The sequence below is a fragment of the Pedobacter soli genome (assembly GCF_900101435.1).
GTDB lineage: Bacteria > Bacteroidota > Bacteroidia > Sphingobacteriales > Sphingobacteriaceae > Pedobacter > Pedobacter soli.
In genome coordinates, this window is record NZ_FMZH01000001.1 from 393,333 (window position 1) to 418,478 (window position 25,146).

Consider the following 25,146-nt stretch of genomic DNA (forward strand, 5'->3'; position numbering starts at 1 on the left):
TATAGAACTAAAAAATAAGTAAATTAAATACGTTAATTTGCATACAGAGTTTTTTTATATTTAACGCCTCAGCATTTACTATAAGATCATCTTAACCAATATGTTTAAAGAGATAAAAAACAAGTACTTACGTTATTTTTCCATTGTTTTATTTTTTGTAATAATTTTCTTTTCTGCGCTTCAACTTAATTTTTTGTGGCTGTTTGGCTATTCTCCCAGCGTACGCGACATTAAAGCGCCTACCCTACGTGTGGGTTCAGAGCTTTATACTGCCGACGGAAAATTAATTGGCAGATACTTTAAAGAGAACAGAACCCCGGTAAATTACGAAGAAATTGCACCAGGTGTAATACATGCACTCGTGGCAACAGAAGATGTACGTTTTTACAAACATTGGGGAATTGATGTGCAGGCCGTAGGGCGTGCAGTTGTCGGTTTAGGTAAAGATGGCGGAGCCAGCACCATTACACAACAGCTGGCCAAAAACCTGTACCGTACGCGTTACAACAAATCGCAGGGCTTATTGGTAAAAATACCGCTGGTGCGTACCTTAATTGTAAAATTAAAGGAATGGATGACAGCTGTAAAGCTCGAATCTAATTATTCGAAGAACGACATCATTACAATGTACCTCAATACCGTTTCTTTCGGTAACAATACTTATGGCATAAAAACAGCCAGCAGGATTTATTTCGATAAAGAAGCTAAAGACCTAAGCACAACTGATGCGGCGATGCTGGTTGGTATGCTAAAAGGAACTACGCTATACAATCCAACTAAAAACCCGGCAAAAGCACTGGAGAGAAGAAATGTGGTACTGGCTCAGATGAACAAATACAATTACCTGAGCAAAGACAGTTTAACCCAGCTGGCTAAAGAGCCCATTAAACTCAAAGAAGGTAAAATGCAGGATGGCAGCGATGGCGATTCTTATTTAAGGGCTGCCGTAGCTAAATATCTCGAAAAATGGTGTACCGATAACGGCTACGATTTATATGAAGATGGTTTAAAAATCTATACTACTATCGATTCTAAGCTTCAAAAATATGCTGAAGAAGCTGTTGCAGACCAAATGCGGATTTTACAGCGCAGGTTTTACAGCGTGTGGGGTAACGAAGATCCGTGGTACGATTCTGAAAAGCAAAAAGTAGATTATCCGGACAGGGCTATGAAAAATCTTCCGGTTTACGCCATTTTGCAAAAGAAATTCCCGAATAATCCCGATTCTGTACTGGCCTATTTCAATAAAAAGAAAAGAATGCAGATTTTCACCTACAAAGGCGACCGTGACACCCTGTTTTCTACTTTAGATTCGATCCGCTATTATGGAAAAATCATGAATACCGGTATGATGACCATGGAACCTGCAAGTGGTAAAATTAAAGTTTGGGTAGGTGGCATCGATCATAAATTTTTCAAATACGATCACGTAAACCAGGCCAAACGTCAGGCAGGATCAACTTTTAAACCTTTCGCCTACCTTACAGCTTTAGAACAAGGTATGAGCCCTTGCGACAAGTTTACCGATAAACCAGTTAAAATTGCCTACCAGGACAAAGGACAAACCAAATACTGGGAGCCTAAAAATGCCGATTACAGCATTACTTACCGCGAAATGAGTTTAAGATGGGCCATGGCCAGATCGGTAAATACCATTACCGCACAGGTTACGGAAAAAGTAGGTTGGGATAATGTGGTAAAATATGCGCACGAATGCGGTATCGATAGTCATTTAGAATCTGTTCCATCGGTTAGTTTAGGCTCAAACGATGTAACCGTTTATGAAATGGTGAAAGCTTATGCCACTTTTATGAATAAAGGTGTAAGAACCGAGCCAATTTTGGTAGAAAAAATTACCGATCAGGATAACAATTTAATTGACGAATTTAAGCCAAAAACCAAAAGGGTTTTAAGTGAAGAAATAGCCTGGTTAATGACCTACATGTTCCGTGGAGGGATGGAAGAGCCCGGAGGAACTTCTCAGGCCCTTTGGGAATGGCCAAACCTGTTCAAGAAAAACAACCAGATTGGTGGTAAAACCGGAACTTCGTCTGATTATGTTGATGCCTGGTATATGGGCTTAACCAAAGATTTGGTAACAGGCGTTTGGGTAGGTTGTGATGAGCGGACGGCACACTTTAAAAATGGCGAACAGGGAGAAGGTTCGAGAACGGCCTTACCTATTTTTGCCAAATTTATGGAAAAAGTTTACCTCGATCCATCCACTGGATATACGTATGGTGCTTTCCCTAAAGCCACAGTTGATATTACCCGCACCTACAACTGCCCTAGTCCGCAAATTGTTAGAGACACTACTTCAACCGACAGCGTAGTGGTTGATTCGACTGATTTTGCAGTTCCTGAGACGCCGGAAACGGCAACCCCTGTGGTAGTTGAACCTGAGGTGAAGAAAGAGGAAAAGAAACAAGAACCGGTTCAAACCCCACCTGCCGCAACCGTACCCTTAACCAAAAAGGAAGAACGCGAACTGAGAAGAAAACAACGCCAGGAAGAGCGTGAAAAGAAAAAAAACGAGAATAATAACAACAATTAAGGGAATTTCCCTGCATAAATTTTCGGCTAACCAATTGCTTTTGGTTAGCCGAAAAAGTTTAAAAAAATGTTAAAATTTAAATAGTCTTTTAAACAATTGCTATTTTTATTTTTCAAATCTCATACCATTCCATTTTCGTAAATTACTGAACATCGATACTAAAACTACACGTATGAAAATAGGCTCTACTTTATTAAAGCGATATGCTGTACTATCGCTCCTGCTTATTCTTTCACTTTCTGTTAAAGCCCAGTATTTTGGCCAAAATAAGGTCAGATATAAAAAACTGGATTTTGAGGTTTTGCAAACCCCACACTTCGAAATTTACTACTACATTAAAAACCCAAAACTCCTGAAACGCTTTTCGCAGGATGCTGAAACCTGGTATAAAATGCATCAGGAGGTTTTCAGGGATACTTTTTTAAAGAAAAACCCAATCATTCTTTACAACAACCACCCTGATTTTCAACAAACTACCGCACTAAACGGAGAAATTGGAATTGGTACCGGCGGGGTTACAGAAGCTTTAAAAAACCGTGTAATTATGCCGGTTATGGAGCTTAACAGCCAAACCAGACACGTTTTAGGTCACGAGTTGGTGCATGCATTCCAATATCATATTTTATTAGAAAAAGATTCAATCAGCCTGGAAAATGTAGGTCAAACGCCACTTTGGATGGTTGAAGGTATGGCCGAGTATCTTTCTATCGGTAAAAAGGATGCCTTTACTTCAATGTGGATGCGCGATGCCATGTTAAACCGTGATATTCCATCATTAAAAGATTTAACCAACTCCAATAAATATTTTCCGTATCGTTATGGCCAGGCTTTCTGGACCTACATTGGTTCGCAGTATGGCGACACCACAATTGTTCCGCTATTTAAGAACACGGCAAAATATGGTTACGAGAACGCCATTAAATATACTTTTGGTTACGATGACAAAACTTTATCAGGCCTGTGGAAAAACTCAATTGACGCACACTACAAGCCAATGCTAAAGGCAGACAGCTCGCAGATTAAAATTACCGGAACAAAAATTATCGATAACAAGAATGCCGGGAACATGAACGTTGCTCCTGCCCTGAGCCCTGATGGTAAATACCTGGCTTTTATGTCGGAAAAAGATCTTTTTGGTATCGATTTATTCCTTGCAGATGCCAAAACCGGCAGGATTATCAGAAAATTAACCAGCCAGATTTCTAATGGCCATATTGATGATTTCAACTTTATAGAATCGGCCGGAGCATGGTCGCCAGACAGTAAACAGTTTGCCTTTAGTATTTTCAGTCATGGTAAAAACCAGATGATGGTTGTCGATGTAGCAACCGGCTCTACCGTATCGCAAACAGCCATGGGCAAAGTACAGCAATTTGGCAATTTAACCTGGGCGCCTAATGGAAAAGACGTGGCATTCTCGGGTATGGTTGAAGGCCAGAGCGACATCTTCTCTTATAATCTGGATACAAAAGTAGTAACCCAGATTACCGATGATGTTTATTCTGATTACGCACCGAGCTACTCTCCTGACGGTAAAAAACTGGTATTTTCATCAGACCGCGCTGCCATTCAGGCCAATACCGTTAATGCAGTGCTTCCAATCAATCTGGCTGTTTACGATATTGCAGCAAAAACAGTTACCAATCTGAATGTATTTCCGGGCGCTAATAACCTGAATGCACAATTCTCTTCGAACAGCCAGAACATCTATTTCTTATCAAACAGAGATGGTTTCAGGAATTTATACAAATACAATTTCGCCGATAATACTGTAGATCAGTTAACCGATTACTTTACCGGGATCAGCGGTATCACCGAATTTTCGCCAGCCATTTCGGTATCAGCAACTGATGATATTGTTTACAGTTACTACCGTTACCAACGCTACACGCTTTATAATGCGAAGTTGAGCAGCTTTAAAGCTAAGCGTATTGGTAATCAGGACGAAAATTTCGATGCTGCAATTTTACCACCGATGGAAAATATTGGAGTAAATATCATTAATTCGAACCTGAACAATTTCGACCGTTTCGAAAAAACGGTGGCCGACTCAATGAAAGTAGTGCCTTACAGACCAAAATTCAGGTTAGATTATCTGGCAAACAGCGGCGTTGGCGTATCTACCAGCCGTTTCGGCACAGGTGTTTCGGGCGGTATTGTAGGTATGTTTAGCGATATTTTAGGTACCAACCAGATTATTGCCAACCTTTCGGTAAACGGAGAAATTTACGATTTCGGTGGCTTGGTAGGTTATATTAACCAAAAAAGCAGAATTAACTGGGGGGTTGCTGTTTCGCACATCCCTTACGTTTCGGGATTTAGTTCTTACGGTTTTGAAAAAGTACCGGTAAGCAATAACCAAACAACTGATGCCATTAATTATCGTACCGATATCATCAGAACATTTGAAGATCAGATACAGGTTTTTGGTGCATATCCTTTTAGTAAAATACACCGTTTTGAACTTGGAGGTGCCTTTTCGCATTATAGCTACCGTGTAGACCGTTATAGCAATTACTACAACCCGAACGGATTTTTTGTAGGTTCTGACCGTACAAAAATATCAAATGAGCAAGCTTCACTAGATTATGGTATTCCTTTTAATGCCTTTACCCTATTTCAGTTAAACGCAGGTTTTGTAGGCGACAATTCCATTTTTGGATTAACAGCCCCGCTTGATGGTTTCAGGTACCGCGTAAGTGGCGAGAAATTTTTAGGTACTTACAATTTTGCTGGTGTAACTGCCGATTTACGCAAATACTGGAGAGCTAAACCGGTTACCTTTGCCGTAAGAAGTTATAATACTTTAAGAATTGGTAAAGATGCTGATAAACTTTACCCAATGTACCTGGGGTATCCGTACCTGATCAGGGGTTACGAATCTAATTCGATTTACAAAACAACATCGGCAAGGGCTTCAGAATCTTTTGATATTAACCAGTTAAGCGGAAGTAAAATTGCCGTAGTTAACTTCGAAGTACGTCTACCTTTTACCGGACCTAAAAAGCTGGCAGCAGTTCCTTCTAAATTTTTATTCTCTGATTTGAACCTTTTCTTCGATGCGGGTGTAGCCTGGACAAACGATACTAAAGTGGTTTTCAAAAGTGAGCCAACTTATACCGATGTTCCTGTAAAAGATGACAATGGAGCTGTTATTGGTTCTTACCAATCCACAAACGAGCGTGTGCCGGCTTTAAGTGTTGGTGTATCACTACGGGTAAATGTTTTTGGCTACTTTGTATTGGAGCCTTATTATGCCATTCCTTTTCAGCGTAAAGATGTTAAAGCTGGTGTATTTGGTTTAACCTTTGCACCAGGCTGGTAATTATAGTCAAAAATTATTGGCATAAAAAAAAGCGATCGGGTAACTGATCGCTTTTTTTGTAGGGTATGTTTTTGTTAAGATAGGCTATTGAATGATAACTTCACCTGATTGGTGATGTTGCGGTGCAAAAGGATGTTTTCAAAATCCAATCCGATGGTTAAATCAATCCAATCGGGGTTACATGAGCGCACCAAACGTTCTTTTTGCATGCGGGTAAACCTGCTAATGGTTTTAAAACGGGCCAAAGCCTGGGCTTCAGATTTAAACTCTTCAAAATAAACTAAACGGGTTAATTGCATTCCATTATCAAAGAATAAGTTTGGCATCTGTTTGTAGAAATCCAATGTCTTAATCAAATCAGAACTCATGCCTACGTGCATGCTGGTGCGATTTCTGTCGGTAACGATATAAACAAACTTTTTCATGATCTTGTGTTTAAAAATTAAAACTAAACTATTTAGTATATCTTCTTGCAATTCAAAATAATATTACTAACTTTATGAGCATAAAATTACTAACTATTTTAGTAATTCCAAATTTATTTTAAAATTTATTTTTATGTCAAATATTTCAAATAATTTAAAGTACCTCAGGAAGAAAAAAGGCCATACACAGCAGAATTTCGCTGATATTATGGAAATTAAAAGATCTTTAATCGGCGCCTACGAGGAAGACCGTGCTGAGCCTAAATATGAATTACTAAAAAAAATAGCAGAATATTTTGACTTAACCATTGATGAATTCATCAATGAGAAAATATCAGACAGCTGGAAACCGAAACCAAAAAGCCAAGGTTCGAACCTGAGGGTACTGAGTATTTCTGTCGATCAGCACGACCGCGAGAATATAGAATTAGTTCCCGTTAAAGCAAGCGCTGGTTACCTGAATGGTTTTTCAGATCCACAATATATAAGCGACCTGCCTAAATTCCAGTTGCCTATACCTGCTTTAAGACAAGGTACTTTCCGTGCTTTCGAAATTATGGGCGATAGTATGTTACCTGTTCAGCCGGGCAGCGTAATTATCGGCGAATATTTAGATAACTGGAACGAAGTAAAAACCGGCGAAACCTATGTCATTATCAGCAAAAATGAAGGCGTAGTATATAAAAGAGCTGGTAACCGTTTTAAAGAAAACAAAGACCTGAAATTAATTTCAGACAATAAGGTGTACGATGCCTATACTATTGCCGCCGAAGATATTTTAGAAATCTGGAAAGCAAAAGCCTATATTTCAACTGCATTACCAGAACCTGCACCAGATCCAACCATGGAAACCCTGACTCAAATGATGGCCCAAATGCAGAAATCAATCTCACAGTTAAATAAAAATTAACATTTTTTAACAGGCTCCGATTAAACCGTTTACCTTTTTTTATATCTATTGATTTAACAAACACATAAAAAAATTAAACATGAAAAGAGCAATTTTAACAATAGCAATTGCAGTGATGGGTCTAACAGCTGCATTTGCTCAACAAGACACTACAAAAAGAGCCAGAAGGCAAATGCCTAAAATGACCGCTGAACAGCGCGCAGAAAAAGTAACAGCCAAAATGGAAAAAGAACTGAGCTTAACTGCCGATCAGAAGTCGAAAATTTATGCCATCCAACTGGAAAATGCAAAAACCATGGATACCTGGAGAAATGCAGACAAGGGTGATATGAAAGGTAAAATGAAAGACCGTAAAGCAGCTATGGATGCGCAAAAAGCTAAAATAGATGCAGTATTAACAGCCGAGCAAAAAACCAAAATGGATGCTTTCCGTGCAGAAGCCAAAGAAAAAGCAGGAAAAATGAGAAAAGGAATGGGTCAGCACAGAAAAGATAAAGCTCCGGTGGTTTCTAACCCACCAACACAAGGCTAATTCATTACATTGGCTTTAACAATAAGCTAATTCGTCATATTTTAGAAAGCGTTCTGATTATTCAGCACGCTTTCTGTATTTTTGGCCAATGCGTAAAATTGAGCAATTCCTTAACAGCAAACTCCAGGAACGGAAAGATAACCTTTCGATCAGAAACTTGTCTACCAACCTCCCTCCTGTCGATTTTTGTTCAAATGATTACCTGGGTTTTGCCCAATCAGCGGAATTGCGACAACTCGTTTCAGCTTTAACACAGCAAGTACCTCTCTATAAAAATGGTTCAGGAGGCTCTCGCCTACTAAGTGGCAACACGACCTATATAGAAGAAACCGAACAATTCATTGCCAGCTTCCACGGTGTAGCAAGCGGCTTAATCTTTAATTCGGGTTACGATGCCAATGTTGGTCTTTTATCAAGTATCCCACAGCGTGGCGATACCATTATTACGGATGAACTGGTTCATGCCAGTATTATAGATGGTTGCCGCCTAAGCCACGCTACCCGCTACAAATTTGCGCATAACGATGTAAATGCATTAGAAACAAAGCTTAAAACCGCACAGGGAAACATATTTGTGGTTGTAGAAAGTGTTTATTCAATGGATGGCGATACTGCCCCCTTAACGGCAATAGCGACATTATGCGAACAATATGGTGCTAATTTAATTGTTGATGAAGCACACGCTACCGGCATTTTTGGCGAAACGGGTAAAGGTTTAGTGCATCAACTCAACCTTACCAATCAGGTATTTGCAACTGTTGTTACTTTCGGTAAAGCTATAGGTGCGCATGGCGCAATAGTACTGGGCAGCCAAAACCTGCGCCATTACCTGATCAATTTTGCACGGTCGTTTATTTATACTACCGCAGCACCGATTCATAACATCATAACCGTAAATGCGGCTTACCAGTTATTGCGTAAAACAGACCTAAGTATAATCCATCAGAAAATTGCACTTTTCAGAAAGCTAATTAAAGCTAAGCACATACAGGCTTTAGATAGCGAAAGTGCTATACAGGGCATTTTATTTCCATCAAACGAGCGAGCTAAACAGGCTGCAACAACTTTACAACAAGCAGGATTTGATGTAAGGGCAATTTTAAGCCCAACTGTGGCGTTGGGTAAAGAGCGGTTGCGCATCTGCCTCCACACTTTTAATGCTGATGAGGAAATTACCTCATTGGTTAATCACTTAAACGAATTTCAATTGAATGGCTAAATACTTTATTACCGGCATTGGAACCGGCATTGGCAAAACACTGATTAGTGCTATTGTAACCGAAAAACTCCAGGCTGATTATTGGAAACCTATCCAGTCTGGAGATCTTGATACAAGCGACAGTTTAACCATTGGCAGCTTAATTACCAATACTAAAACCGTTATCCATACCGAAAGTTACCGCTTAACACAGCCCCTTTCGCCGCATTTATCGGCCAGACTGGATGGAATTGAAATTAACCTTAACCATATTAACACGCCTGAAACTGCGAATAACCTGATTATTGAAGGCGCAGGCGGTTTAATGGTTCCTTTAAACGAAACCGAGCTGATTATAGATTTAATTAAAAAACTGAATGTTGAAGTGATACTGGTTTCGCAAAATTACCTGGGTAGCATCAACCATACCTTATTATCGCTCAATCTGCTAAAACAGTACGATATTCCGGTTAAAGGGATCATTTTTAATGGCGATGAAAATGCCGAAACGGAAAGATATATTTTGCAGTATAGCCAGGTAAAAAAACTAGGCTATGTACCTCACTTAAGCGAGATTAACCAGGAACAGGTAGCCATGGCTGGCGAATATATTTCGATTTAAAAGCTTAAAAAACTAAACACAAATTTGTCATCCTGAGCCTGTCGAAGGACCTCATTAAGCTATTTTGAAGAACAAAGACCTCGCAGGTTTTAAAAACCTGCGAGGTCTAAAAAATTAACGTTCAGTTAAAAAACCACTCTTTTTAAGAAAATCGGCCCAAACCTGATAGCCGGCGGGAATAAGATGTAAACCGTCTTTAGTCAGTTCAGCCTTTAAATGCTTATCCTGATCGGTAAAATTCGGATAAAGATCGATAACAGTTACATTTTTTGCAGCAAATTTCCTGATCTCCTCATTCAGCCACAAAATGTGCTCATCTTTACCATAATGGTTTTTAAACTTTTCGAAGGCACTGTTTACCGGTAAAAGGGTATTGAAATAGATGTGCGTTTTCTTTGAGCCCTTTCTGATTCTGCTGATGATGGTTTTATAATTCCTTAAAATAATACTGTCGGGAATATTCCGCGAAATATCGTTAATGCCAATCAGCACAAAAACCTTAGCAGGTTTACCATCAATTACATCCTGCAAACGTTCCAATACACCAAAAGTAATATCGCCCGAAATACCCCTGTTTTTTGCCTGTGGCAAATCCAATAATTTGGCCCAATCGGTACCAGCTGTAATGCTGTTGCCCAGAAAAACAAAATCCTTTTTCGATTTAGGGTCAGCCTTAAATTTCGCTACCAACTCTACATATTTACCCGGGCGATAAGTGCTGTCCCATTTTACTACCTGCGCCTGTACCGCTTTGAAATTTAGCAGTACTAGTGCAAAAGCAAAAGCCAGTAACCTGTTTAAAAATGTTCTCATGCTATGATTATAAAAGCCTAAAATACTATTTTGCCTGTACTAAAACATCTGGATAATCAGAAATAATACCATCTACCTTTAAAGCTTTCAGTTTCTGTACATCGGCTAAAGTATTGGCAGTCCATGGAATAATTTTAACCCCATCGGCATGCGCTTTTGTTACCAGCTCTTCGGTAACCATTTGCCACACCGGACTTAAAATAAATGGCTTAAAACCTAAATCGGCAATATTTTCTTCGTAAGTTTTTTTATTGGCTACAAGGAAAGAAGTTTTAACTGCAGGATATTTCTGGTGTATAAGCTGAATGGTGCGTTTATCAAACGATTGGATCACCACAAAAGGGGTAATTTTCTTATTGTTAATGACCTCCATTAGCAACTTAACAAAAGTTTCGGGATCTGGATTGGTTACCCCATCTCCTTTTTCGCTGCATTTGGTTTCGATGTTGTAAAAGAACTGTTTGCGTTTATTGGCTTTGATATCACGCTGAACAGCATCAATTAAATCGCCAAGCAAAGGCAGCTGTGCTTTTTCTTTTTTCTGTTGCGGAAAAAGACCGTAATATTTACTTCCGATATCGAACTTCTTAATTTCATCGTAATTCATACTAAAAATCGGGTATTTACGCGCATCTGCTTCCGGAATTTCTTTTCCTTCAGGGCTAAGCATAAATGCCGGACTTAAATAATCATCATGCGTTACTACTACTTTCCCATCTTTTGAGATGTGGGTGTCCATTTCCAGGGTAGTTATGCCTTCAATCTTCATGGCGTTCAGCATGGCCGCGATGGTGTTCTCCGGCATTAAACCACGTCCGCCGCGATGTGCTTCTGCACTGAATGCAGGAAATTTAACTTCTTGACCATTCGACTTTACCGCGAATGCAGATAAAAGAATAAAGATTGCTGTTTTTTTAAGTTTCATATCCAAAAAGGGATTTTATAGTGGCGTTGGATGAATAACATTCCGACGCTGTTAATTTAATCTACAAGATAATGGTATCAGGTCTTACCATTTAACACGCTTAATTAAATCTACATTAATTTTTCAATCACTATCAGATGGCAACATCAGATAGCACACCAAACCTGTTTAAGCATTAATTTCTGCTTCAAATTTTTCGCCAAAGCGATCGGTAGCTACTACTTTCACATTTTTAACACTGGGTTCAAAATGGGCTAAAAACAGGTGATCGGTTGAACGGGGTTCTACAAATGGCCTTGGATTAGGCAATTTATCACCTTTATATAATTTTACTGCTAAGGGATCAAATCCATCTTGCTGCGCCATTGCGCCCATAGCTTTTCCATCCAAAAAATATTCTACTTTCCACTCGGGATCATAATTCCAAACATTGGCAATCAATCTTTTCTGGTTGGTCAAAGTATCTACATAAATATCCAATTGCTCTTTTCGGTCCCTGCCTGTTGATTTGTAATACCATTTCAGATCTGTTCCGTCAACTTCGTAAACGCCATAACCGCGCGGGGTTCCATCTTCACAAATCGGACCGGTCCACCAGCCGCCACAAACTGTACCATGGTTATGTTCAAAAATGCCGTTTTTAATCACATTTTTATTAAAGTGGGTATGGCCCGACATGATGTGAATGTTCTTGAAATCTTTTAGAACGGCGTAAAAATCTTCATTATTTTTTACCGCATTATGTACCGGAATATGCAGACAAATGATCAACAAGGCGTCCTTAGGTACAAATTGCAAATCCTTGGCCAGCCAATCTAATTGTGTTGGGGTAATATAACCATCGTAAGTACGCTCAACACCTAAATAGCGTACATCATCTAAAACCACATAATGTGCCTTACCCCTATTAAACGAGTAATAAGTTGGCCCGTAATGTGCCTGAAAAGTCCTGTCGGAAGTATCATCACCACCCTGCCGGTAATCCTGATCATGATTACCTAATGCCTGAAAAAACGGAATGCCAATTTTAGCTATGGCCTCATCATATGCAGGAAAAAGATCAAAATTATCCCAAACCAGATCACCTACCCCAATTCCATGTACCGGAGTTTTACCCATACTTTTTACTACCTCGCGGGTATCTGGAACCGAGGTTTCCATCATTTGCGCTACGTCTTTTTTGTTTTTTACCTGTGGATCGGCCCAAATAATAAAATTGTGTTTATCATCATTCTGTTTTAAGGGTTTAAGATCGAAATTTAACTTTCCGGCCGTATCTGGCTTGTAATAATGGCGAGCAATGCTGCTTTCGGTTTTAAATTCATATCCGGATGGTGTGCTGATCCATACAAAACGTGCCAGTTCGTTAAGTTTAATTTCGTAATTACCGTTTTTATCGGTTTGCACTACACTATATCCATCAGATATAACCACTCCTGCAACAGTTTTGCTTTTACTGGTTACTGTTCCGCTTACCACACCATCAATAGCAAACAGCGATGACGGAAATGATTTTAAGCTAATAAATAAACTCGTGGTTAATATGCCTGATTTTTGGATAAAGGATCTTCTGTTCATGATTTTTATTGATATTAAACCAGTGGCTTAATTTTTATTATATAATATGAAGAGGGCCAGTAAAACTGGCCCTGCTTATTTCTTTTTTACTTATCGATTAAAGCTGTAACACTTCCGGTTTCGATTTCGCTAAGCACCGAAGTATTGGTTAATGTAACGCTTATCATTGTCCGGGCCGACTCCCATCCACCTTTCTTAGCTTTATATACACCTCCTAATCTGGCAAAGCTAACCGCAGCAGGAAAACCAGCAAAGCGTTTGTCATTTGAATTGGTTCCTTTTCCATAATACTCTTGAGCAGCTGTACCAGCGTAAGTGCTAAATTTATCAGTTATGGTAATTCTAAATCCATATTCAGGTGGACCTGGAGTGTAATAGCTGCCATTTGGTCCGCCATAGAAGATTACATCTAATGGAATGGAATTTGGCGTAACATCAGTACCTTCAAATATTGCAATACCTGCCACGTTTCCGCTATTGGCTAATAAGTTGCCGGTTACGTCACCCACACCATTTGCACCTTTTACGGTTGTATAATTTACACTGGCTATCCATTTGGATGCTGGTATAACTGTTGATGCTGAACCATTAATGCGCTGACCTGCACCTCCAACGTAGAAAAACTCTCCTTTTTTTACAGTGCCCGAGGTAAGATTAAATTTATAGGTTCTAAGCGCTCCGGTATTCCATCCTAAGGTTGGAAAAGCCGTTGCACCTGCATTGTTATTGGTATACACTGAAAATGGAGTTACAGCAAAATCTATATCCTTGGTAGCTAAAAACTGAATGTACTCGTAATTTCCGTCTGTACCATTCGGATCTACGTGAAATCCTGAAATAATTGCAGGAGAAAGTTTTGGCATCGCAACATAAAAGAAATCATCTATTGTTCTCATCCTATATTCGATCTTTTTTGCAGCTCCTGTTCCCGTAACATAAACTACTCCCGTAAAATTACCCGATGGCTGAACGGCAGTATTGGCAAAAGTAGCATTGGCACTGGTACGCAACGTTGCCTGCCCGAAACCATCGTTAAGAATTTTATCTCCTGAATATACAGTACCACTAGTGGGCTCAGGATCATACACAGCGCTGTTAATGGCTACCAAGGTACTTTCATAACGATCAGGATTGGCTAAAATAGTACTCGTACTTGCCGCCTGCAATTTGATAATCCTTCCGGAAGCCACTTTAGTTATAGCAGCAGTTGTTAAACCGGTAATTTGTAAAATCCCATCTACCCTTTTTAATACGCCACCATCCAGTTTAATATGCAAGGAATCGCCGGGGGTAAAATTTGCTGCAGCCGCCCCGATGTTGAATGAGATTCCCCTTAACGAATCTGCCGAACCATTAATGCGGCTATTTTGCAAGGCAATTAATCCTGCTACCGAATTACCCGATCTGAAATCTGAAACCACTACTCCTCTAATACTTGTAGCTCCTCCTATGGCATCGGCATTAAGTGCAAGATCTGATCCTTTATAGTATCTTCTTAAATCGAAGTTAGAAATGAAACCACTTTCTGAAAACTTATAACGATAGTCTTCATCCCGCTTACAGCTCGAGTAAATAGCAACAACAACTGCCAGCAAAAGAAAATATTTTAAATTATTTTTCATCATCAATAGTATTTAAGGTTTTTGCCACCACATAAGTGTATTTACATCGTCTGGTCCTTGTGCAGCCAGAACATTTTTATAATTCGTTGGATTTGTAGATTGGGCAAGTATTGGGTAGTACAAACGAACCGGCATTTTGCCTCCATTTAATAAACTTGCTCCTTGTGGAAGCAGCGGATGCCCGGTTCTGCGATATTCAAACCATTGTTGAAAATCGACTAAAAACAAGGCATAGTATTTTTGCAGATGAATCTGCTCTAATTTACTGTCGGCACCTGCAACTTTACTATCCAAAGGCAATGCATTATTCCAGCTAAAATCGCCTTTTAAAGCGTAGTCTCTTACCAATGCATCATCTCCCTTTGTGTATAATGTCGGAATCCAATAATTAATTCCATCAGCAATACCTTTGTAATAATAGCTCTCACCAGTTCCATTAATAAAGCCTCTTGCAGCCGCCTCTGCCAAAATAAAATCAACTTCGGCAACATTCATGATAACACCTGTTGAAGCATCTGTTTGTAAGCTGAATGGATTGCCCGACTGTGCATCAGAATAAAAATAAGCTTGTTTTGTTGGTGCTCCGCTACCGATAGGATAAGCACTTGGCACACCAACATATCCTGCAGGTCCGGCGGCAATACCCCATCTGTTTACTCCATTCTTTCCATAAGCCGGATTTATTCTCGGATCGGCCCAGGTTGTTAAATTATTGATAAAAAAATCTACAATAGCAGATGCCCTGAAATCGGCAGGTCTCACACTAACCATAAATGGTGAAGAGTAAACTGCTGTACTGCTGTTTGTTCCATTCCACAGAATTTTAGCGGTATGCGTATTATCCGTCATAATCGGATACTTGGCCGGGTTAGTATCCACTATTTCTTTAATTTTAGCTATAGCCTGCGCACTTGCTTCGGCTTTGCCCGAAATACGGAGCAACAATCTTAGATACAATGAGTTTCCAAACCTGCGCCATTTAGTAACGTCCCCATTAAATACCGGATCGCTGCTCGCTGTAATTGTCTGCCCTGCTGTTAACAATGTATTTGCTTCTTCCAGTTTATTCAATAGTGACATATAAATATCTTTTTGCTTATCGAATGCTGGCTCCAACACGCCAAACTTACCCTGATTTGCCTCTGTGTAGGGTACATCCCCATAAGTATCGGTAAGCAATTGCATAGTCCAGGCCTCTGCAATTTTTGAAATTCCCTGATATGAAGTGTTAACTGTACCAGTTGTGCTCGCAATCGCATTGATATCCTTAATATTGGTCAATTCAGTATACCATGAATTCCACATGGCATCAGATAATTGTCTTCTGATATCATATCTGTAAATTCTACCTTCCAATACCTCATCCAGAGTAGAAACAGTAACCTGCATTAATTCATTGTTAATGCTTCGGTTACGTATTAAATTTGCACTTAATACGTTTGTTAAAGTAGGTGCCAGCAATTTATCGGCAGTAACACTTGGCACACCTATTGGATCTATATTGATTTTATCGAAATCTTTCTTGCAGGAGAACAACGAAGTCCCTATCACCAGTAAGAAAGCATAACCTGTAATATTTTTAATCTTTTTCATTTTCTTATTAGTTTATACCTACTACTAAACGTGCACCAAAAGTTCGGGTCGATGGCAATTGCCCCACTTCGAAACCCTGTACAATATCACTTCCCGACAATGTACCAAACTCAGGATCGAAGGCAGGCCATGGCGACCAGGTATACAGGTTACGGCCATACACACCAATGGTAATTCTGCTCAAACCTAAACTAGAAACCAGTCTTTTTGAGAAAGTATAATTAATATTTGCTTCTCTGAATTTTAAGTAATCAGTTCTGAAAGTACTTCCCTCAGCATTGGTAGAACCATACATTGCTTCATAAAAGGCACCAATATCGGTAGCTACTGTAGTGTTAGGACTGTAGGTAACTCCATCTGGATTTAACATCACACCTTCTCCAATTAAGCCACCGTATCTTCCTGGTAAGGTTAGTTTTAATTTACCCAAACCTGCCATCCGTGCAAAGGTTAACGAATGTGCAACGGCACCAAGTTGTGCATCAAATAACACATTGGCTGCAAAACCTTTATAGGTTACACCAGTACCAAAACTAAATCTAAATTTAGGCATGGTATTTCCAAGATATTTTAGTTGTGTCTGATCTGGAATAGCTTTACCTGTATTATCGAAAATAACTTGTCCATCAGGTGAACGTTTCAAGCCAAAGCCGTAAATATCGCCCAAACTTCCACCAACATTGGCTACAATTTGGGTACCACCAAGCGGGCCGGTACGCAGAATTACCGAACTATCTGCCAGCTCTTTAATGGTATTTCTGTTTGCCGAAAATGTTCCGTTAACCGTCCATTTAAATGATTTGGTTTGTAACGGCGTAGCATTTACCGACATTTCCAAACCTTTATTATCTACACGTCCGGCATTAAATATCGCAATAGAATAACCTGTAGCCCGATCAATTGAGCGGCTTAATATCTGATTTTTAGTATTTCCGGTATATGCAGCAAAATCAAAATTCAATCTGCTTTTAAATAATTTCAACTCAGCACCGACCTCAATTGTAGTAGTAGAGAGGGGCTTTAAGTTAATATTTGGAAGTATCGTCGGGTTTGTCATTGCCTCTCCCGGATAAATTCCGTTTGCAGCTAAAGTATAGTTATATGCAGTACGATATGGCGTAGTGCCTCCGCTTCCAACCTGAGCAATTGATCCGCGTAATTTGAAATAGCTAATTTGAGCCGGCATCTTCCAAAAATCTGAAGCGATGAACGACAAACTTGCCGATGGGTAGAAAAAACCAACATTATCAGTACGTAGCGGTGATGCTAAAGTACTGTTCCAATCCTGTCTTCCAGTTAAATCTAAAAACAAATAATTTTTTAACGACACAGACATAGTACCATACAAACTGTTAATATTATAACGGGCTGTATCAGGTACAGAAATCAGCGGATTTTGATTGTTTTCTAAGCTGTAATCGCCCGGGACAATCAATCCATCGGCACGAAGCTCTGATTTGTAGTACCTGTTTCTCAATTGACTACCTCCTGCGGTTGCAGAAAGCTTTATATCTTTTGTAAGCTGCTTGTTGTATCTTAATAAAAAGTCGGCATTAAATTCGTAAGAATTGATGTCTTGAACACGATAAGATCCCTGTGCAAATTTTGCACCTGCAGCATCCCAAGGACGGCGGGTTTCGCGGATATCGTGATTAAAGTCTATAGAAGAACGCACAAGTAAACTCAAATCATTGGTAAAATTGTAGGTAGCCTGAACATTTCCCAGAATACCGTTTCTTCTTTGTCCGTTTAAGTATTGCTCTGAAATTGCGTAAGGACCTTCCGGAAAACTGGAAGTTAAATCCACAAATTTTCGTTGCTCCTGCCCGGCAACCCAATAGTTTTTAAACCAATCCAAATTCATATTCGGATGTGCAAACATAAACCAATACATTAACGACTGGTTACCATAACCTGTGGCGGGTAAGTTATCGCTATGTCTGTTATTGTAATTTGCTTTAAAAGAAATGTTTAATTTTTTGGTAACCCTGCTATTTCCAGAGATAGCAACCGATGTACGCTCTAAATTGGTATTAGGAACAATCCAGTCATTACTACCGTGATTTGCAGTGAAACGCAAGCCCGTTTTTCCAACATTTCCGTCTAAACTAACTGAGTTTGTTGTTTCTACACCTGTTTTGAAAAATGCATCCAAAGCATTTGGATAGGCAACCCATGGCGTACGGGTTGTTCCGCCTTTTTGTGTGGTCGGATCATATTGAAAAAACATGCTGGTACCATCAAACCTTGGTCCGTAAGTTGAGCTCGTTGCATGGTTATCTGCGCCATCGGCGTTGGTTCCAAAACTATAATAACTTGCGCCACTTACACCTGCTCCATACTCTTGCTGAATATCAGGCCCCCTGTTAATTTGCTCAAAGGCTGTATTAGAAGTAAATGTAATGTTAAACTTTTTCTTACTGCTGCCAGCAGATTTTGTGGTAATTACAATCGCACCGTTTGCACCTCTTTGACCATAAAGGGCTGATGCAGCTGGTCCTTTCAACACCGTAACATTCTCAATATCATCAGGACTTAAGTCACTCAATGCACTTCCAAAATCTGTAGGCAAAATATCTCCCGATGTACCATAAACACCTCCACCGGTTCCCGCAGTACGTCTGGCACTACTACTGGCAACAACTCCATCAATAACGATTAAAGCTTCATTATCTCCGGTGAGGTTATTTTCACCACGTAGAATAATCTTATTCGATCCAGCTAAACCACTGTTTCGCACCAGATTCAAACCAGCAACTTTTCCGGATAAGGCATCTGTCCAGTTAGTAGCCACCGCATTTGTGAAAGCAGAACTATCTAAAGTTGTGATTGCATATCCCAGCGCTCTTTCTGAACGTTTTATCCCTAAAGCGGTAACAACAACTTCATTTAATTCGCTGGTTGAAGACTGAAGTCTGATTACTTCGTTACTTTCATTATTATTAAAAACTTTTGTGAGCGTTTTATAGCCTACCATGTTATATAAAACAGTGGTTCCTTTAGCAATAGTGATGGTATAATTTCCTTTTTCGTTGGTTACGCCCAAAAACTTCTTTTTACTATCGGTTATGGTGGTGCCAATCAATACCTGTCCATCCTGATCATCTAAAACGGTACCTTTAATTACAATATTTTGTGCGGGTGCCTGCGCTAAACTCTCATTGATGCAAACAAACTGAACCATCAATACACAAACCAAAAAACTAAAGCGTTTTAGCCTACCTATAAAAAAAGCGCTACTTTTCTTTTGGCCACAATCGGGGCTGCTTTTCTTCTCATGCAAAACGCATTGGTGCCACGAAATTTGTTGAGTAAAATTTTTAATCATAATTATTATAGTATATCCGGTTAGTAATAGGGTCCATAATTTCGATTTATTTCGTCCGGATTTGCGGGCAAAGTAAGTCCGTTTATGTTAAGCGTATGTTAAGCAAGTATTAACGTATTAAAGACAGCACAAAATATTGCGTTTTACTTTCATTTAACTTACTTTATATTTCATTAAATAAAATTATAAAAACAAATCGAAACTAAAAACAATAAAACGCAGCAATAGAAAAATTTTCTATATGAATGTTTAAAAAGACAGATATTTACAGTTTTTACAAAAGAAGGTCCAAATCAATTTCTATTGAAACCAATTAAAAAAGTCTGTTTCAATTAAAACAGAGAGGAAAATGAAACTTTTGTACCGGATAATCCAACCGTAATGTTTTGTCACGTAATAATTTTATTACAAGCCCAATCCAAAAGAAAAATCAGACGACAACAAAACGAAAGATTTGCTTGTAACAATTATATACCAATTAAAATCGAAAGCTAAAGAAACGTCATTTTTAAACCTTTATGTACTCAAAAACATGTTTCATGTAAAGTTTACGTAAAGAGAATGTCCGCTCCAGTGCGATTAAGATAATTACCGGAAATATTAACAAACCAAGTAAATTATAAGTATAGAAAAAGAATCCAAAAATTAATATCAACCTGAAACACTCGAGGTAATAAATCCATTTCCGCTGCTCCAAAAGTGCTCCAATGTTAATCAGTGTAATCAAAATAAAGATCAGTATGGCTATTTTATTAAGCATGGTTAACGAACTATAAAATAATGTTGTAGCTGTAAGCATAGCCACTACTATGGTAAGCTGAAGATTTAAATAGATCTTAAATTTTGGTCTGGCTGTATCCTGCTTTTTATCCTGAAAGTAACGCTTTTCCAGTACCGGTCTGATAGTCTGATCCATTAAAGCAGGGCTACCGAAAACAGCATTCCATTTGGCCTTAAAACCATTTGCCCGGCGATAAGCCTCTCCTATTTCTAAATAATAGTGAAAGTGCTGCCACAAAAAGCTATAACTTTTGATGGGATGTGTTAATCCATACTTAGGTGGTTCTTCTTCTTTTTGGAAAGTCCCGAAAAGCTTATCCCAAAACACAAAAACATCGCCATAATTTTTATCCAGGTACTTCTCGTCAGAAGCGTGATGCACGCCATGTAAAGAAGGGGTTATCAATACATTTTCTAACCAGCCAATCTTACCTATGAGCTGGGTATGCGTAAAGAAAGAATAAGCTCCATGAGCCAGTAATATGGTAATAATCATATTGGGATGAAAACCAACTAATGGCAATACACACCAGAAAACATTCCGGAAAACGGCCTGAATGGTGGTAATCCGTGCTGCGGCCGAAAGATTAAATTCTTCGCTTTGATGATGTACAATGTGCGCTGCCCACAAAAAATTAATTTCGTGCCCCAGCCTGTGGTACCAGTACCAAACCAGATCGGTAGAAAGTAGTAATAAAACCCATACATACCAGGCCGTAGAAATATTAAAAATGGCATAATTAGTATATACCCACTCGTAAACCTGATAAAAACTGGCTGCAATAAATAAATTCAATAAGCGCTCGGCAATACCTACACTAAAATTTGCAACGGTACTTTCGTATTTAAAAACCTTTGCCTTTTTTTGATGTTGGGCAATTTTAAATTCAATGAAAACGAAAATAAAAAACGCAGGAATAGCAAATGCAAGGTAGTTTACCGTCATAACAGTTTTAATATTTTTAAGTTTAACGTTGCAAACATAATTATATTCTACTAAATACATAGATTTAATAGTTTTATTTTATTACATACCGATTACCACTATATCTATTTATAGTTTGCCGTTTTAAAATATTTGCAGAACTTCGATCCCATAAATACATATTATGGCTACACAGAAAAAAGTTGACAACAACAATATATTATCAATCGATATTGGCGGCACCAGCATCAAATCGGTGCTTTTAGATGAAAATGGCAACATGCTTAATGAATATGTAAAAAGCAAAACGCCACCCGAAGCTACACCTAAGGATATTGTTAACGGCATAGCAGAACTGGTTAAGACTTTCCCACAAACCTACAATCGCATTTCGATTGGTTTTCCGGGTTACGTTAAAAATGGTGTAGTTAAAACTGCCCCTAACCTGGCCAAAAACAAGTGGGAAGATATAGATCTGGCCCAACGTGTAGCCAATACTCTGGGACATCCGGTACGTTTGGTTAACGATGCCGATCAGCAAGGTTTAGGCGTGGTAGCAGGCAAAGGCTTTGAAATTGTTTTTACCGTAGGTACAGGCTTTGGTACATCTTTATTATTTGACGGCGAGCTGCTCCCTCACTTAGAACTGGCCCACTTTCCTATTAACAAGGAAGAAGATTACGACGATTACATTGGCAACAAGGCTTTCGAAAAAATTGGTGCCGAGCGCTGGAATAAAAGGCTTAAAAAAGTAATTGAAACCTATAAAACAGTATTTAATTACGATACACTATACATTGGTGGTGGTAATTCGAAACAAATCGACTTTAAACTCGAAAGCAACATTAAAATTGTAACCAATCGCGATGGTATTAAAGGTGGTGCAAAACTCTGGAAACTGGCCGATAAGTATAACATTTTCACCGTTTCACCTAAGAAATAATACGATTTTAAAAATTCACCGTTTATTACAATCTTTTAACAACAAAATCTGCAATATTAATTTGTAAACCCTATTTTTGGGTGCATTCAAAAAAATAAAACATGGCAAATAACGATTCAAAAAAATATAAATTGGGAATGATTGGTTTAGGCACCATGGGCCGCAACCTTTTATTAAACATGGCTGATAAAGGCTTCTCGGTAACTGGTTACGATAAAGACACCAAAATGATTGCCAAGCTTGAGGAAGAGGGCAAAGCACATCAATTAGAGGGCTTTAACGACATTGAAAGCTTTATTTCGAGCTTACAAACGCCACGTACCCTGATTTTATTGGTACCTGCCGGCCCGATTGTAGATAGCGTTATTGCCGAATTGAAACCACTTTTAAGCAAAGGCGATATCATTATCGATAGCGGAAATTCGCATTTTACCGATACAAACCGTCGTGTTGATGAACTGGAAAAAGATGGTTTACATTTCTTTGGCATGGGTATTTCTGGTGGCGAAGAAGGTGCACGTTTCGGTCCGAGTATGATGCCTGGTGGCGATAAACAGGCTTACAACGTAGTTAAAGATGTTTTTGATGCCGTAGCAGCTAAAGTAGGTACTGATCCTTGTGTAACTTATATTGGCCCGGGTGCTTCAGGTCACTTTGTTAAAATGGTACACAATGGTATCGAGTATGCCATTATGCAACTTATTGCCGAAGTATATGGCATTCTTAAAAATGGTTTAGGCTACTCGAACGAAGAGATTTATAAAGTTTTCAAAAAATGGAATGAAGGCAGATTGCAGTCATTCTTATTAGAAATCACAGCCGAAATCTTCCTGTTTAAAGATACCGAAACCCAAAACGATCTTTTAGATCAGATCAAAGACGAAGCACGTTCAAAAGGAACAGGAAAATGGACCTCAGAAGTTTCTATGGAACTTCAGTTACCGGTACCAACCATTAACGAAGCTGTTTCGAACCGCGATTTATCTAAATTTAAAAAATTAAGGGTATCGCTTGAAGAAGCATTTGGTAAAAAAGACACTAAAATTGAAGTTACTGTTGATGAATTAGAAGATGCTTTCTACTTCGCCATGATAAGCGCCTACGCACAAGGTATGCACTTATTGGTACAAGCTTCAAAAGAATACCAGTACGATTTGCAGTTACAGGAAATTGCCAAAATCTGGCGCGGTGGCTGTATCATCAGAGCAACTTTCTTAGCTGATATTTATAAAGCTTACGATAACAACAATGCTTTAGAACACCTTTTTGGTGATGCAGGCATCCAGCAGATCATTAAAGGTAGTTTAGCCGGAACGCGCAAAACTATTGCCGCTTGTATTAACTCAGGCTTAGGTATCCCGGCATTTGCTTCTACCCTTACTTATTTCGATACCATTACCACAGGCCGTATGCCTTCTAACTTGATACAGGCACAAAGAGATTTCTTTGGTGCACACACTTTCGAACGTATTGATAAAGATGGTGTTTTCCACGCCGACTGGAACAAATTATCATAACCTAGTACACTCACGAACAAAGACAAAAAATGAAAACCAAAACCGCATTAAACCCGACCATATTTGTAATATTTGGCGGAACAGGTGATTTAAACAAAAGAAAATTAGCACCTGCCCTATACAATTTATTTATGGAGGGTTACATGCCAGAGAAGTTTGCCATTATTGGTACTGGTAGAACCGAATTTACCGACGATAGCTACAAGGCTGCCTTAGAAGATGCTGTAAACCAATTTTCGCGTAGCGGAAAGGTAAAAAAGGAAAAATGGGATGCTTTTGGAAATACCATCCACTATTGCCCTACCGATTTTGCACAGCCTAAAACCTTCGAAAACCTGAAAGATGCGGTAGAAAAATACCAGAAAGAATATGGTCCGAACACACAGGTAATTTTCTACCTTGCTGTAGCACCAAATTTCTTCCCGATTATTGCTGAGTGTTTACAAAAATATAAACTTACACAAGACGAAGATAACAGCCGTATTGTAATTGAGAAACCTTTCGGTCATGATTTAGAGTCGGCAAAGGAGCTGAATACTTTATTGAGCACCATTTTTACCGAAAAGCAGATCTATCGTATCGATCATTACCTGGGTAAAGAAACCGTACAAAACATGATGGCTTTCCGTTTTGCCAATGCTTTGTTTGAGCCGCTTTGGAACAGGTCTTACATCGACCACGTACAGATTTCGGTAACCGAACAATTGGGTGTAGGCGATCGTGGGGGTTATTACGAAGGTTCTGGTGCTTTGAGAGATATGATCCAGAATCACCTTTTGCAGCTGCTTTGTTTGGTTGGAATGGAAGCGCCAATTAATTTTGATGCTGATGAAATCAGGAACCGTAAAGTGGAGGTTTTAAGGGCTATGCGTCCATTTTCTGCAGAAGATATCCGTTTTCATACCGTTCGTGGCCAATACAGTAAAGGTTGGGTTGAAGGGAAGGAAGTTCCAGGCTACCGTCAGGAAAAAGGTGTTGATGCACACTCTAATACCGAAACTTTTGCAGCAGTTAAATTCCATATCGATAACTGGAGATGGCAGGGCATTCCTTTCTATTTAAGAACAGGAAAGCGCTTGAACCAAACTTCATCGTTAATTACTATTCAGTTCAGAGATGTACCACATCAGATTTTCTCATCGGGTGTAACCGAAAACTGGCAACAAAACCGTTTGGTAATCAGTATTCAGCCAGAAATGAGTATCCGCATGCAGGTACAGGCTAAACGTCCTGGACTGGATATGGTGCTTAACCCGGTTGATATGGTTTTCGATTACAAAGGAACTTACGAAGGTGATACCCCTGAGGCTTACGAAACTTTATTGCTTGATGCCATGATGGGCGATCAAACCCTGTTTATGCGCGGCGATCAGGTAGAGGCTGCATGGGAACTGGTAATGCCTATCTTAAATACGTGGGAGAGCAAAAAATCAATCAACTTCCCGAACTACCCTGCCGATAGCTGGGGCCCTGAGGAAGCTGAAGCATTAATTGCCAGAGATGGTTTCCACTGGTTTAACCTGCCATTAAAGAATAAGGATTAAATAAGTTGATGG

The 25,146-nt window shown here is 39.2% G+C and carries 17 protein-coding genes; 9 read left to right on the forward strand and 8 right to left on the reverse strand.

Annotation, left to right across the window (positions count from 1 at the left end):
* The first annotated feature begins 100 nt into the window (after nucleotides 1-100).
* Both BLR37_RS01580 and BLR37_RS01585 read left to right on the forward strand, forming a co-directional pair.
* Nucleotides 101-2,554 carry a transglycosylase domain-containing protein gene (locus BLR37_RS01580; protein WP_090763661.1) on the forward strand — a complete coding sequence of 818 codons (2,454 nt, stop codon included), beginning with the start codon at nucleotides 101-103 and terminating at the stop codon, nucleotides 2,552-2,554.
* Nucleotides 2,555-2,726: 172 nt separating this feature from the next.
* A complete protein-coding gene (locus tag BLR37_RS01585) occupies nucleotides 2,727-5,879 on the forward strand; it encodes a peptidase MA family metallohydrolase (RefSeq protein ID WP_090763664.1) in 3,153 nt (1,050 codons plus the stop codon).
* Between the two features lie 74 nt (nucleotides 5,880-5,953).
* Here the strand turns inward: BLR37_RS01585 and BLR37_RS01590 are convergent, their stop codons facing one another.
* On the reverse strand, nucleotides 5,954-6,304 hold the full coding sequence (locus BLR37_RS01590) for a GIY-YIG nuclease family protein (protein WP_039470950.1): 351 nt from the start codon (nucleotides 6,302-6,304) through the stop codon (nucleotides 5,954-5,956).
* Nucleotides 6,305-6,437: 133 nt separating this feature from the next.
* Between BLR37_RS01590 and BLR37_RS01595 the strand changes: the two genes are divergently transcribed.
* The 4 genes from BLR37_RS01595 to bioD all read left to right on the forward strand — a co-directional run bounded on the left by BLR37_RS01595 (nucleotide 6,438) and on the right by bioD (nucleotide 9,566).
* Complete coding sequence (locus BLR37_RS01595) at nucleotides 6,438-7,214, forward strand: XRE family transcriptional regulator (RefSeq protein WP_039470948.1); 777 nt, start codon at nucleotides 6,438-6,440, stop codon at nucleotides 7,212-7,214.
* A 79-nt stretch (nucleotides 7,215-7,293) separates the two neighbouring features.
* Nucleotides 7,294-7,746, forward strand: a complete 453-nt coding sequence (locus BLR37_RS01600; RefSeq protein ID WP_090763666.1) for a hypothetical protein — start codon at nucleotides 7,294-7,296, stop codon at nucleotides 7,744-7,746.
* A gap of 88 nt (nucleotides 7,747-7,834) precedes the next feature.
* Nucleotides 7,835-8,965: an aminotransferase class I/II-fold pyridoxal phosphate-dependent enzyme gene (locus BLR37_RS01605; RefSeq protein ID WP_090763668.1), complete on the forward strand. Its 1,131-nt coding sequence runs from the start codon at nucleotides 7,835-7,837 to the stop codon at nucleotides 8,963-8,965.
* The gene (gene bioD, locus BLR37_RS01610) at nucleotides 8,958-9,566 is read left to right on the forward strand and encodes a dethiobiotin synthase (protein WP_090763670.1); all 609 of its coding nucleotides are present in this window, start codon (nucleotides 8,958-8,960) and stop codon (nucleotides 9,564-9,566) included. The genes BLR37_RS01605 and bioD overlap by 8 nt, the downstream gene beginning before the upstream one ends.
* Nucleotides 9,567-9,680: 114 nt before the next feature.
* Here the strand turns inward: bioD and BLR37_RS01615 are convergent, their stop codons facing one another.
* The 7 genes from BLR37_RS01615 to BLR37_RS01645 all read right to left on the reverse strand — a co-directional run bounded on the left by BLR37_RS01615 (nucleotide 9,681) and on the right by BLR37_RS01645 (nucleotide 21,211).
* Nucleotides 9,681-10,379, reverse strand: a complete 699-nt coding sequence (locus BLR37_RS01615) for a GDSL-type esterase/lipase family protein (RefSeq protein WP_090763671.1) — start codon at nucleotides 10,377-10,379, stop codon at nucleotides 9,681-9,683.
* 25 nt (nucleotides 10,380-10,404) lie between these two features.
* Entirely contained in the window at nucleotides 10,405-11,304 is a 900-nt protein-coding gene (locus BLR37_RS01620; protein WP_090763674.1) for a glycerophosphodiester phosphodiesterase family protein, read from the reverse strand.
* A 168-nt stretch (nucleotides 11,305-11,472) separates the two neighbouring features.
* Nucleotides 11,473-12,882 carry a calcineurin-like phosphoesterase C-terminal domain-containing protein gene (locus BLR37_RS01625; protein ID WP_090763677.1) on the reverse strand — a complete coding sequence of 470 codons (1,410 nt, stop codon included), beginning with the start codon at nucleotides 12,880-12,882 and terminating at the stop codon, nucleotides 11,473-11,475.
* 86 nt (nucleotides 12,883-12,968) lie between these two features.
* Nucleotides 12,969-14,507: a DUF5689 domain-containing protein gene (locus BLR37_RS01630; protein ID WP_143009508.1), complete on the reverse strand. Its 1,539-nt coding sequence runs from the start codon at nucleotides 14,505-14,507 to the stop codon at nucleotides 12,969-12,971.
* 9 nt (nucleotides 14,508-14,516) lie between these two features.
* Nucleotides 14,517-16,097, reverse strand: coding sequence for a SusD/RagB family nutrient-binding outer membrane lipoprotein (locus BLR37_RS01635; RefSeq protein WP_090763687.1), 1,581 nt, complete (start codon nucleotides 16,095-16,097; stop codon nucleotides 14,517-14,519).
* A 7-nt stretch (nucleotides 16,098-16,104) separates the two neighbouring features.
* Nucleotides 16,105-19,425, reverse strand: coding sequence for a SusC/RagA family TonB-linked outer membrane protein (locus BLR37_RS01640; RefSeq protein WP_244154565.1), 3,321 nt, complete (start codon nucleotides 19,423-19,425; stop codon nucleotides 16,105-16,107).
* A 508-nt stretch (nucleotides 19,426-19,933) separates the two neighbouring features.
* A complete protein-coding gene (locus BLR37_RS01645) occupies nucleotides 19,934-21,211 on the reverse strand; it encodes a sterol desaturase family protein (RefSeq protein WP_244154566.1) in 1,278 nt (425 codons plus the stop codon).
* 103 nt (nucleotides 21,212-21,314) lie between these two features.
* Between BLR37_RS01645 and BLR37_RS01650 the strand changes: the two genes are divergently transcribed.
* The 3 genes from BLR37_RS01650 to zwf all read left to right on the forward strand — a co-directional run bounded on the left by BLR37_RS01650 (nucleotide 21,315) and on the right by zwf (nucleotide 25,134).
* Nucleotides 21,315-22,073 carry an ROK family protein gene (locus BLR37_RS01650; protein ID WP_090763689.1) on the forward strand — a complete coding sequence of 253 codons (759 nt, stop codon included), beginning with the start codon at nucleotides 21,315-21,317 and terminating at the stop codon, nucleotides 22,071-22,073.
* A gap of 101 nt (nucleotides 22,074-22,174) precedes the next feature.
* Nucleotides 22,175-23,590: an NADP-dependent phosphogluconate dehydrogenase gene (gndA, locus tag BLR37_RS01655; RefSeq protein ID WP_090763690.1), complete on the forward strand. Its 1,416-nt coding sequence runs from the start codon at nucleotides 22,175-22,177 to the stop codon at nucleotides 23,588-23,590.
* A gap of 29 nt (nucleotides 23,591-23,619) precedes the next feature.
* Entirely contained in the window at nucleotides 23,620-25,134 is a 1,515-nt protein-coding gene (gene zwf / locus BLR37_RS01660; protein WP_039470922.1) for a glucose-6-phosphate dehydrogenase, read from the forward strand.
* Nucleotides 25,135-25,146: the final 12 nt, after the last annotated feature.